Here is a 13,051-nt window from a genome sequence, read left to right on the forward strand (position 1 = left end):
AGCGGCAATCCGATCAGCCTTCGACAGCCTCTCCCCAAAGCAATGCCGCAACTGCCTCGCAGCGGCCGGCTACGACGCATACGATCCAGATTGATCGGCAACAGCTCTAGCTCGGCCGTTAGGTCCGGAATGGCTTCGCAGGCTTTGAGGTACGCCACCTCAGCGTTTGCGAACTCAAGGCCCGTTTCATCGGGCTCTAGGCCCATCGGGCACCGTACGTCGAAGAAGAAGATGGGCATCGCCACCGCTCCGCAAATGTGCCATCGGAGAGCAACCCGCGTCGCGTGACTAAGATCAATTAGGCTCAGCAATCAATATGATTTGAACAAATATTAATCTTGCCCTTAATTTATGTGGTAAGAATATAATGTATTGCCTTTCTATTGTTTCTCAAAAGGAGTCTTGACGTTCGCTGCAGCAAATGCGCTCTAACGCGCTTCCCGGTTTTCTTAAACTAGAAGTTGTAATCACTATGACGGCCCGGGTGAGAAGCGCGCTCAGGCGAGGTCGTTCCTTCAACCGGCCGTGCCGCTGCATTGCGCTCTGCTGCTTCACCAGAGCAGGAAGCGATCCCAGGCTCGTCGCCCGGCCAGTGTGAACGCGACTGCGCCGACGACGCCCGCGAGCGCCACCCAAGCCTCTGCCTCAAACATGCGCCCCTCCCCTTGGCTGGGGCAAGCCTCCGGCGCGGGCCGCCGATCCCTGGTGGCTCAATGTTCTGATGGGTGGGCGCTTCGACGGGCGCGGCTACGGGGACGTCAGCGGCGTCCTGTACGACGTAAGCACGGACGAGGACGCCTTTCCCCGTCAGGGCGTCGCGGTCTTCCTCGCTTCCAAGGGGATCACGGACTACGCCCCCGGCAGCAAGGACTGGAAGCGCGAGGTTCTCTTCACCCTCGTGCACGAGATCGGGCATGGCTTGAACCTGCCTCACGCCTTCGACGACGGGCGCGACTCCGCCCTGACTTGGATGAACTATCCGAGCCGTCTCGACCCGGAGGTCTTCTGGAACGGATTTGATCACAGCTTCGACGAGCGCGAGCGGCACTTCCTCTGTCACGCTCCGCACGCCGATATAGCCCCCGGGGCCTGCGCCTACGCCACGCGCCGAAGCAATCTCCTGAGCGGCGGAAGGGTCGGCGACGCCGCCTTTCGGGACGTTCCGGAGCCGGAGGACGGAGACGAGCGAGCCCGGCCGCTCCTGCAGATCGGCTCGCTGAAGCCGCACTACGTCTTCGGTGAACCGGTCTTCCTCAAGGTGCAACTCGTGAATGAGGGAACGAGTGCGCTGCGCTACGCGAAGGCGTTCGACCCGAGCGACGGCCTTCTGACCGTCACGATCGTGAAGCCGCGCGGTGAGGTTCGGCTCGTCCGTGCCCCGTTCGCCCTCTGTCAGAATCACCGGCTGCGCCGGCTGGCTCCCGGAGGGCGAGTCGCGTTCGACGGGATCTTCGTCGCGTTTGACGCGGACGGCGCGATCTTCGACGAGCCGGGCCGTTATACGCTCTCGGCCCGTTATGCTGGCGTGCCCGGGCACATCCTTACTGCGCCCGAGACGCGGTTGCGCGTCCTCCACCCGACGCGAGAGGAGGAACGCGTAGCCATCCTCGTCTGGGACAAGCCGCTCCTGATGCGTGCAATCGGACTACGCCAACCGCTCATCGCGCGAGACGATTGGGAGAGCTACCGGGAGGCGGTGATGCACCGCCTCCCGGTCGACCCCGGCAACACGACCCCCGCGTTTCTCACTTACACGGCCGCGCTTGGTTGGATGAAGCCGCACAAGCCGGCCTGCGCTCCGCGAGGCTACGAGGCCGACCTGATCAAGGCGGGGGCACACCTCCGGGAGGTCCGTGCCGCGCATCTTCCGTCGGGAGTCGTGCGCAAGAAGCGACAGATCGCGCGGAAACTCCGTAGAGATTGAGACCGGACGGTGGCGAACTCGATCCATCGTCGTCTGTCTACGCTCCGGACCTGCGTCGGCTTCCGGCCGCAACCGGATTTCGAGATCCACGAGCACCTGCAAGCCGGGTGAGCATCACCTGCTCCGCGCTAGCCTTCTGACCTCGCCGCATCTCCGACACCTTCAGCTCTGGCTGATCCTCGCAATCAAGCCGGTCTAAAACCATCCGGTCAGTTCAGCGCGCATTGCGACAAGCGCATACTTTCGTTTTGCATCAGGATAGCCTGATCTGGCAGGCCAATTCGGTTGCGCGCTCGAACCGCGCGCGCGTCGATGCCTCGACCCGTGATAGTCCGATTGTTTGAGCCATGAGCCGAACACGTTCGGCTTTGGGCACTTCGGAGCGGATTGTACCTGCCAGTCCAACGAGTTCCGCCATCGGCGTATCGGTGTGGTTGCGCAGGCCGGACGCGGCTGTGCGGTACGGGTGGCTCGCTAGAGGCTCCGTATCCGGCGGCCATAGGACCGGCCGATCGTCGTCTTCGGTTCGTGCGATGGAGGCGGGAACCTGATCCAGAACAGCCTCGCGGACGAGGTGTCCCACTCGTTGTAGGCCATGAGCGCGTGCAATGCGTCGAAGGAGCACGTCTTCGTAGATGGGTCCTTCGACATTCAATACGTGCATGATCATAGCTTCGAGGACGGGGCGATAAGAGGCTTCGTAGAATCGCTCAGGATCGATCAAGATCCCGATTTCGGATGGGTCCGCTAGACGGTAAGCCCCTCCCGCTCGGGGTTCTGGGTTCGACAAATCCGGCAGAACGGTCGATTGCTGGTCGGCATAGAGGCGCTGTACCGTGGGTTCCTTCTCAAGATCTGGAGCCCGGATCCGTTCAAGAGCAGCCTCTTCCGCAGGCGTGGAAACTAAAGCGCCCGAGGCTTCGATGATTGCTGGGACTGCATCATTGTTGTCTGCGATTGGCATTTCCGCCGCGGCGACCTCTGCACGCGCTCGGTCAGTTTCGAGATCCTCGCGCAGGCGCTGGTCGAGCTTGGCCAGTGCGCCTTCCGCATCCATCCACCACTCGGTGCTCCAGACCCGCCGGATGCGCCAGCCGAGATCGGTCAGCACGTGCTCGCGCAGACGGTCGCGGTCGCGCGCCGTGGCGGAGCTGTGATAGGTCGCGCCGTCGCACTCGACGCCCGCAAGGTAGCGGCCCGGCGCATCGGGATGGACGATGCCGAGATCGATCCGGAAGCCCGACACGCCGATCTGGGTGTGAACGGTCCAGCCTTTGGCCTGGAGCCCGGCCATCACGGCGGCCTCGAACGGCGACTCCACGTCGCCGCCCGTGGGCGCGAAGGCCTCCGCGAGCGCCCGTGCGCCGCGATCAGCGAATTCGAGGAAGTGCTTGAAGTCGCGTACGCCCCGCGCCCGGGTGCGTCCGAGGTCGATCTGCTCGGGGCGGAGGGAGGCGAACACGACGAGCTCGCGCCGGGCGCGGGTGATGGCCACGTTCAGGCGGCGATGCCCGCCATCCTTATTGAGCGAGGACACCGTGCTGACCGGACGGCCGGTCTGGTCGGGCCCGACGGCGACCGAGAAGATGATGGCGTCGCGCTCGTCACCCTGCACGTTCTCGAGGTTTTTCACGAAGACGGGCTCGTGCCAGCGATCCCGGTCGAAGAACGGCTCCAGTTCCGGATAGGAGCGCCGCTGCTCGTCGAGCAGGTTTTCGATCAGCCGCTGCTGCTCGCCGTTGAAGGTGACGATGCCGAGGGAACGGCGCTCACGCTCGAAGCCAGGGTCGCGCAGGCGGCGGACGATCTCGGCGACGACGGCACGGGCCTCGGGCCGGTTCACGCGGCCGGAACCGCGCTCGTATAGCCCATCCGGAACGAGCGTCAGGCGCACTGCCCGGTCGTCGGTCACCGGAGAGGGGAAGGTGACGAGGCGACCGCCGTAATAGTGGGCGTTCGAGAAGGCGATCAGGCTCTCGTGGCGGCTGCGATAGTGCCAATCGAGATTCCGCCGCGGGATGTTGGCGGCCAAGCACTCGTCGAGAATCGACTCCTGGTCGCTGACGTCGCTGCCATCCTCGATCTCGTCGACGCCGCGGTCGCCGACATTGGTGGGCGGCAATTGTTCGGGATCGCCGACGATGACGACCTGCTTGCCCCGGGCGATCGCGCCGACGGCATCCCAGGGGGAGATCTGCGAGGCCTCGTCGAAGATGACGACGTCGAACGGCTCCTTGTCGGGCGGCAGGTACTGCGCGATCGAGAGCGGGCTCATCATCACGCAGGGGGTGAGCTTGGTCAGCGCACTCGGCATCTTCCCGAAGAGCTTGCGCAGCGGCATGTGCTGCGTCTTCTTCGTCAATTCGTGTGAGAGCGTACCCCATTCCGGATCGGCCCCGAAGGCCGTCGGACCCGGAATGCCTCCACCGAGGCGCGAGCGCACGACCTGTTTCGAGAGTTCGGTGACCCGCGCGTCGGCGGCCCGGAAGCGTGCGATCGCGTCCTCATGGCGCTCCGGCAGGAAGCGACGCAGGATCGGGTCGTCGCTGACGACACGGTCGATCCACCAGCGGGCGTAAGCCGCCTCGAACGCCGCCTCGGCCCGGTCGGGTGCGACACGGCCCTCTTCCAGGGCCTCGATTAGCGGTGTCAGGCCGGTGCTGCGGGCATTCTGCGCCGCCGCCTGCCACGCGCACCAGCCCTGGGCGCGCCCAAGCCCGGACGCCCAGCGGCGTGCCAGGGCGATGCTGGTCTCGATCCAGTCGGCCTCCGCCGCGAGCGGCTCCTCGGGTTCGGGGCGCCCCGCGAGCCGCGAGAGTAGCTTCGTCGCCTCGATCACCCGCGCCCGGTCCTGCGCGAAGGCGGCGTAGCTCTGCGCGATGCGGCCGCCCTCGGCCAGAACCCGCGACTGGCGCTCGACGAGCTGCACGAGCCGGTCGCGCAGGCCCTCGACGCCAACGGACAGGGGGCCGAGGATATCGAGCAGCGGCTCCGCCTTTTCGGCCCAGGCTATCGCCGGCTCGAACTCGGCGGCAGGCAATTCCGGATTGCTCCATGGAAGGCCGAGCCGGGCGAGATACAGCTCCTCCAGACAGCCGGCCTGGAGGTGCTTGGCGACCTCGATCAGCCCCGTTAGATCGGGGCCGAGATCGGCCGGAGGCTCGCCCTCGGCATAGGGCTTAACCTTCTCGCTCACTCGTCTCAGCTTGCCGCCGCGGACCAGGAAGTTCGACCCTTGCGCCGCGACCCACTCGGCGAGAAGCTCCGGGAGATTCTGGTCGAAGATACCGGGACGGTAGCGGCCGGAAAGGCGGCCGAGGCGTTCGGCCTTCGTCGCCTGGAAGCGTTCCCGCGCGGCCACCGCCCGGCGCAGGTCGCCCGAACCGTCGGCCAGGAAGGCGGCGCCGCAGCGGGCCTCGGGGCGCACGAGGCAGTTGCCGAGCAGCAGCAGGCCGCGTGTCCCGGCATAGGTCGAGAGAAGCGACGTGAGACCGAGGGCTTCGGCGAACACCTGTCCGCTCGTGCGAAGGGCCGTCAGCGCGTCTTCCAGGGCCTTTATCGCCGCGCTCATTTCGTCGCGCCAGACCGGCGACCATTGCGTCGCCGAGACGCCTTGCAGAGGGTGATCCACCAGGGAGCCAACGGTGGACAGGACGGGACGCAGTTCACGACACCCCGCGCGCAGGGTTGCCAGGGTCGTCTCGTCGTGCGCGCGATGGTCGGGCCAGCCGAGAACCAGCCCCGGCTCATCGCCGCCGGTCGCGATCACGCGCCCGAAGGCTTCGTAGGCTGAGAGGCCGTTCTCCCGGCGCCGATGCAGTGCGTTGACGAGGTCGTTCAGCTCGTCGCGCAGACTTGCGAGCTCGCTCGTGGCCGCGTTCCAGGCTCCCTGCGACGGCGTCGAGCGCTCGTGCCAGGCCCGGCGCAGTTGCCCCAGCACCGCCGATTTCTGGGCCTTGGTGGAATGCACCTCCAGGCAGTAATCGCCGAGGCCGATCTCCTGCAGGCGGCGCTGGACTACTTCGAGGGCCGCCGTCTTCTGGGAGACGAACAGCACCGTGCGCCCCTGGGCGAGGCACTGAGCGATCATGTTGCCGATGGTCTGGCTCTTGCCGGTGCCGGGCGGGCCGAACAGGACGAAGTCCTTGCCCTGGGCCGCCGCCAGGACGGCGGAGAGCTGGGAGGAATCCGCAGAGAGCGGCGCGAAGACGGATTCCGGCGGATGCTCCCGGTCGAGCCGTGCCGGTTCGGGAAAGGGGCTGCCATCGCCGTAGGAATGTTTCGGCGTCTCGATCAGGTGGCGCACCACGGGGCTGCGCTTCAGGAGTTCGGCCCGATCGACCAAGTCCTTCCACATCAGGTACTTGGTGAAGGAGAAGGCCGAGAGCACCACGTCGGGCACGACCTCCCACCCGCGCAGGTCGCGCATATGGGTGCGCACGATGCGGAAGATGCCGTCGACGTCGATCCCGGATGCATCTCGCGGCAGCTCGCCCTCGAGGTCGGGCATCCGCAGCTTGAAATCTTCCCGCAGCATTTCGAGTAGGGTCGGGTTGATCCGCACCTCGTCGTCGTGCAGCGCCAGCCGGAAGCCGGCACGCACGCTGGAGCGTTTGAGCGAGACCGGGATCAGCAGCAGCGGGGCACGGTAGGCGGCCTCGCCCTCCTTGCGCGTCCACGACAGGAAGCCGATGGCGAGGAAGAGGATGTTGGCGCCCCCCTCCTCGAAGCCATTGCGAGCGAGGCGATAGAGATCGAGCAGGCGGCGGTCGAGATCCGCCTCGGTGGAGGTCGTGTAGATCTCCCTGCGGGCGAGCGCGGCCTCAAGGTAGCTGCGCCTGCCATCGTCGTGATGGCGGCGGGCGTAGAGGTCGGCGCTGCGCTCGTCGGACCCGCTCAGCACGTCCGAGACGGGTTTCAGCCGGTACTCGTGGCCTGCCGCGAGGCCGTCCTCCAGCGCTCCGGGGGCGATGCATTCGAGGACGACCGAGCCTTTCCCCGGCTTGAAGTTCAGGAGCTTGTTGCGCAGCGTCAGATCGAGAAGCTTGCGCTTCCAGCGCTCCATGCGCCCGACCGCGGTCTCGGGGGCCTCATCGACGGGCGCACGCGCCTCCTCGTCGAAGGCTGGCGGCGCGGACAGCGGCTGGTTCAGAGGCGCGGTCGGCGAAGGCGCTACCTCGGACGACCTTCCGTCACCGAGATCCATCGGGCGGATGCCGCGGCGACGGCAGCGCCGGACATCGATGGCGACTTCGAGCGCGGCCGGGGCCGTATCCTCAACCTGAACACGGCCCTGCTCCGTCGCGGCCCTGAACGAGGCCGGCGGATGACCCGTCAGCAGGGTTGTCTCGACGAGGATCAGATCCTGAAGGTCGCGCCGCTTGCGCAGGAGCTGCATGTCGTCGACTGTGGCGCTTGCAAAATCCGCGTCCTGAAGCCAGACGCCGACGAAGGCGTGGCCGACGGTCAGAACGAGAATCGGATTGAGGCCGGCCTGTTCGAGGCAGGCGGCGTAGAGAAGCGAGAGGTCGAGGCAGGTGCCGACCTTGCGCTCCAGCACGTCGGTCGGGCCACGGACCTTCTGGCCCGCCTGTTCGAAGCTTGCGGGCGGCAGCACGTACGCGATGCGGCGGTCGGCGAGGGCGGCCCAGATCGCCTCGGACAGCTCCCAGGCGCGCGCCTTCCGGCCGGTGGTGTAGCCGTTCAGGCCGGTCTCGCGGCCCGCTTCGCCGAGCTTCGTCGCGGCGTCGCGCAGGACGACGTCGACGGCCGGGTCGTTGGGGCGGACGAAGGCTGCAAGCAGTTCCGGCGCGCTTCGGCCGCCGCCCCAGTGCGAGGGCGGCAGCAGGCGCATCTCGGCAACCGTCCGGGCCCGCTCGCCGCCCGCGTCGCCGAGGATCACCGTCAGTTCGAGGCGGCTCGCCTCGGTGAAGCCCGCGAGACACGCCGCATCCAGGCGGACATCCGGAGTCTCAATGTGGTGGTTCGATCCCGCCGGGACGCGGTCGATCCGCAACGTCAACGGCTGCACCACCGCTGGCCGGCTCTCTATTCGCACGCTCAGGTCGATGAGATCCTGCTCCGACCCGTTCGCGATCACGATCTCCCGAATCACCGGGATCGCGTTCTCGTGGTAGGCGAGGCTGACATGTTCCGTGGCCGTGCAACCGAGTCGGACGGTGTCCCCGGCCCCGACTTCTGCGACGGGTTCAATCGTCTCAAGATTCACGGCGCGATCCATCGACTGGTGAAGCGCTCGCCCTGCTTGTAGCGCGCGAGCTTGGGGCCAACTTCGTCGCAGGTCTCGCCGAAGGGATCCCGCGTGACGCTGAACTCGGCATCGTTGACGTAGCCGGTCACGTAGCAGACGTCCTGATACTCGCCCTTGATGCGGTTGCGCATCCTGATCCGCGTCGTCGCCAGCGCGGTCTCCAGCGGGCGGTCCTTGTAGAGGGCGGTGCCGTAGTCGAGCACCTGCGTCTCGATCGACATGAACTCCCAGCGGTCATCGCGCTGGGCCTGATAATGCCGGGCGAGGCCGGGATACTTGCTCGTGAAGCTTGCGGTCTGAACGCCGCTCGCGAAGCCCCGGGCCTCCTCGCCGAGCGCCTGCTCGAAGAAGCGTGCTCGCTCGCCGTACTGCGCGCGCAGGGCCCGTTCCTGTGCGGCACGGCGGACGCTCTCCTCGTTCTGCTTCTCAAGATCGAGCTTGCGCCGCTCCTCCAGCTCACGCTGGCGCTTGAACTGCTCCTCGGCGCTGCGGGTCTTGCTCTGGTCGATCTCGGCCTGCGTCTGCGCGACCTCGGCCGCTTCGATCCAGAGCGGCAGGAAACGGTGAGTCAGACCGTCCCGGGACATCGCCTCGACGAGCGTGGGGAGGTCCGAGGCCGACGCGTAGACCGCCCCGCACTCGCCCCGCTTCACCGCAATGAAGGCTCCGTCGGCGGAGGTCGGCGTGATGACGGGCTGCCCCGGCAGCTCGTCGCCGATTCGGTCCGTCAACCGATCGAGGATCGCCGCATGCCCCTCGGCTTGGTCGGATGCGACCCGGCACAGCACGCTCGACGCATTGGGCACCACCACGACGCCGAAGCCGTCGCCCTTCCGGCCACGCACAAGGGCCTCGATTTCGTTTGCCTTGGCGGCCTCCGCTTGCCTCGCGGCGGCGAGCGCGCTGGCGTCGATTATGGTAAGCCGCGCGAATAGGTTGCCGTTGACGGCCTCGACTAGTGTGATCATCCGATCGACCGGCTCGCGCAGCAGGCGCTCGCGCTCGGCGAAGACCAGATCCTGCTTCGCGAGATCGTTCGGCCCGCAGGCGGCGAGCGGCAGGTCGAGCTTGGCCCCGAGCGCTGCGCCGCGGTCGCGGATCTGCCGGTTCAGGAACACGTCCGACAGGGGTGCGTGATACAGGCAGGCGGCGGCCCGCCCGTCCTCGAACACCAGTTCGCCGCGCAGGTTGCGCACCACGGAGGGCGCCTTGCCGCTGTCGTTGTAGAGCGCGATGAGGTCGCCCCGCTCGCCCTCGATCAGGAAGCGGCTCCTGGCCGTCACGGCGCGCGCGAGCCGCGCCGCCTCGTCGATCCGCGCGCGGCGGGCGGCATAAGCCTCGGCAAGTTCCTTCAGCCGGTCGTCGGGCGTCTCCGGCGTGATCCCGGCCACCTCGGCAACGAAGCCGGAAAGGAAGGTGTGGAGATCCTGCGGGATGCCGCCCTTCAGCGTGGCATCCGCTTCGGCCGCGTCCCGCTTCAGGCGTTCGACGAGGGAGGTGCGGCTGCGCTGGGCTTCCTCGCGCCGGCGCGCGCGATCCTCGGCTTCGCGCCTCTCGCGCTGCGCGCTGTCCTGCTCGGCCAGCGCCGCCTGCGCCTTGGCAACCGCCTCGGGTGCGATCCAGATCGGCAGGTAGCGGAATGCGACGCCGTCGCGGGTGAGGCCCTTCACCAGAAGGGCGAGATCCTTGGCGCTTCCGTAGACGGCACCGCATTGCCCGCGCTTGATTGACAGGAACGCTCCGTCGGCGCTCGCCGTCACCACCGTCGTCGCCCCACGCAGCTCCGCCTTCAGCAAGGCGTCGAGGGGTTCCAGAAGCCGATCGTGCAGCGCCTTCTCGCCGGCGGCGATGCGGCAGATCGTGCGCGAGCCCGGAGCGAAGGCGAGGACGGCGAGGCCGTCCGACGTCCCGCGGGCGACCTCGCCCTCTGCCTCCGCCGCGCGGATGCCCTCCGCCTGGCGCGCGGCGTCGATGTCGACCTTCAGGACCGTCCCGGCGAGCGCGTAGACACCGGTCTCGATCGCCGAAGCGATGGTCCCGAACAGCCCGGCCTGCGCGCGCAACGCGCCGCGCTCGAAGACGATGAGGTCGGCGCTTTGCTGCTGTGCGCTGGTGCAGCGTGCCAGCGTCTCCCGGACCGGAGCGCCGATGGCGCGTGCCTTGGCCACGAGCTGTTCGAGGGCGATGCGGTCGGCCGGCGCGTCCGGCAGGGCGCAGGCGACGGTGCGCTCAGGATCGAAGACCAGGTTGCCGTCGAGGCCGCGCATCACCGCCGCCGCGCGCGGAGAGCTGTTGTAGAGCAGGAGGAGGTCGCCACTTTCGCCCTCGACGAGAAAGCGGTTCCTGTCGGTCACGGCACGTTGTACCGCCTCGGCCTCGCGCACCCGCGGCTCGACCTGCTCGAATCGCTGCACGAGTGTCGGCAGGACGGCTGCGGGATCACGAGGCGAAGCTTCCGCGGTTTGCTGGACCAGCAGGGTCAGTTCGGGGCGCAGATCCTCCGGCACCGGACCGGCCAGGAGCGTCTGGACGCGCTGGCGCAGGTCGTCGAGCCGGCGCTGCGCCTCCACCCGCGTGGTCCGATCCCGCTCCTCTTTCCCGAGATCGGCGAGGTAGGCGTCGTAACGCCGTGCCGTGGCCTCGATGCGTCCAGGCAGGCCGGAATCCGTGACGAGGACGACGCTCGGGGCGGGTGCCATTTCCCGGCCGAGCCGATCCGCGAGCGCGTTGCCGAGAAATCCGTCGCCGCCGAGTCCCTGCGCATCCGAAAAGGCCGTGATCGCCTTGCGTGTGATCCCGCCATAGACGCCGTCGGCGTTCGCGTCGGCAGGCAGGTAGCCCGCGCTGCGCAGCGCCTCCTGCAAACGCACATGCTCCTCAATCGGCCGGCCGAGTTCCTGACGGGCCGCCGCCGATCCCTCGCGCATGGCGCGCGCCGCCCAGACCTCCTTCTGACGCTGGTAGGCGGCGGCGATGCATGGCACCGCCCGTCCTCGAAGCGACGCCGTCGCCTTGCCCGTCTCCGGGATGCGGCAGGTCTCGATCGTGCGCTTCACGAAATCGTTCGATTCCGCCTTCAGATCGGTTCCGGCTTCGGGTTTGAGGTGGCGCAGGGCGTAGAACGGGCGTGCCATCTCCAAGTCGATGCGGCGCAGTCCGGCATCCTCGCAGATCAGGATCGGCAGCGGCGTGTTGGCCCGTTCGCAATCGAAGGAAGGTCCGAGGCTAAGGAGGCTCGCGGCCGGCTTTGGCGGCTGGGACGGACGCGGCGGCTCGGACAGGGCCACAGCCTCCTTGCGCAGGTTGGCCAGCCGCTGCTTCAGGTGGTCGGGCGCGTCGGCCTTGGTGCGCGCCTCCGCCTGCGCGCGCAGGCTGCTCAGGCGGTCGAGGGCAGAGAGGCGGACGGACTCGGCCTGCGACAGCGTGCCGAGGCCGCCGACCTCCCGGCCGATCGTCTCCGTATCGACCGCATTGGGACCTGAGCGGGACGAGAGCTGCCCCTCGATGCGTGCCTGAAGCCGGGCGGCTTCGGAGCGCACCACCGGGGACGCGTCGCGCTGGTAGTTTGCGAGGGTGGTTTTGAGCACCTGAAGCTGCTCGGTCCTCCCTTGAGCCTCCGCCCGCGCGCGGCGGAGGTCACGCGCCTCGCCCGTCTCGACTTCGGTCACGATGATCGGCGTACCTGAAAAGTGCAGCTCGATCGCTTCGCGCGGCTCGACGGCGTGAATCTCCCCATCACCCCGGTAGGCGAAAGACTGGTTGCAGGTGCTTGCCACCGACCAGCCGTTCTCGTCCCGCACCGTGCAACTGACGCTGCGCCGCAGGTTCGGTTCCGTGAAGCGGCGGCACTCGGCGAAAATGCCACCGAGCCGGCCGTCGTCCGGCCCAATGCCGCGTTGGATCAGCCCGGCTAAGTCACCGTTGCGCCGAGTCAGGGCGCGGTCGACGCAGAATCGATCGGTGTTGGACAAGCGTGCCCAAGCGTCACGCGCGGTCTGAACCTGAGCCGCACCGAGGAGGCCGCCGAATATATCGAGCGGCGTGACTTGTGCGGAAGCCGGGACAATCGAGGCGGCCGCCGCCACGACCTGCAGAAATCCGCGCACTCCGCCCCGGGCCATGTCGGCACCCTATATCCCTTGTTTCGAGCTGTTTCGCTCGTCTGGCAGAGCCATTCAAGGTTGCGGACGCGACACCGAATGAAATTGTGACACGGGGTTGCTAGACAACAGCACCCAAGTGCAAACAGTGGCCTCACCGGCGCTACGGGCGCTCTCCATGCTCTGAAATTCTCGAGGCGAGTGAAACGCCTACTGGGCGCATGCGTCGCGATCGGCTTGTATGCAGCACCCGCGCTTGCCTAATCCCTATTGATCGACCGCTTCTCACATCACCATGCCGCTGGTCGAACTATGTCCGGCGCTGAGAACGTCCTGCTCTTGGCCAGGAGCGGCAGGGTCATGGCCGACAAGTCGGGCAGCAACAGGTTGGCGAAGAGGGAGAGCACCGGTCAGGTGCAATAACTGCGCCGTGATAGTTGAGGGCGATTGCGCAAGTCGGCACGACAGCAAGCGCAGTCGCGCTGAAGCTGCCGGCTGGTATCCGAGCAGCTTCAATCCATCTCACGCCAATAAGATGGGTAAGAACTGCCCATCATGAGCAGCCAAGCTTCAGATCGCGAGCGTCAGGTGCCGGAACGTTTAGCGCGCAAGGGTGCTTAGAGCGTCTTCGTCTAGTTCGGAAATTGGGATTGCCCCGGTTTGATGGACACCGAGATCGCTTTCGCGTGAGGTGTTTGCCCGATGCCCAAGACCCGCCCCGCATACCCCGCCGAGTTCCGGCGGCAGATGGTCGAT

General features: G+C 67.2%; 4 protein-coding genes. 1 reads left to right on the plus strand and 3 read right to left on the minus strand.

What is annotated here, in order from left to right; genetic code table 11:
• Positions 1–239 (minus strand): DUF6894 family protein (locus MFF24_RS27915; RefSeq protein ID WP_238229125.1); only part of this gene is annotated, 239 nt, incomplete at its 3' end.
• A 482-nt stretch (positions 240–721) separates the two neighbouring features.
• Between MFF24_RS27915 and MFF24_RS27920 the strand changes: the two genes are divergently transcribed.
• Positions 722–1,924 (plus strand): zinc metalloprotease, encoded by a 1,203-nt coding sequence (locus tag MFF24_RS27920; RefSeq protein WP_238229126.1) that lies wholly within the window; start codon positions 722–724, stop codon positions 1,922–1,924.
• A 253-nt stretch (positions 1,925–2,177) separates the two neighbouring features.
• Here MFF24_RS27920 and proA read toward each other — a convergent pair whose 3' ends face one another.
• Together proA and MFF24_RS27930 are read right to left on the minus strand one after the other, a co-directional pair.
• Positions 2,178–8,153, minus strand: a complete 5,976-nt coding sequence (gene proA / locus MFF24_RS27925) for an anti-phage protein ProA (protein ID WP_238229127.1) — start codon at positions 8,151–8,153, stop codon at positions 2,178–2,180.
• Positions 8,150–12,316 (minus strand): peptidoglycan-binding protein, encoded by a 4,167-nt coding sequence (locus tag MFF24_RS27930; protein ID WP_238229128.1) that lies wholly within the window; start codon positions 12,314–12,316, stop codon positions 8,150–8,152. Before MFF24_RS27930 ends, proA begins: the two co-directional genes overlap by 4 nt.
• Positions 12,317–13,051 lie beyond the last annotated feature (735 nt).

Source organism: Methylorubrum aminovorans (genome assembly GCF_022179725.1).
Lineage (GTDB): Bacteria > Pseudomonadota > Alphaproteobacteria > Rhizobiales > Beijerinckiaceae > Methylobacterium > Methylobacterium aminovorans.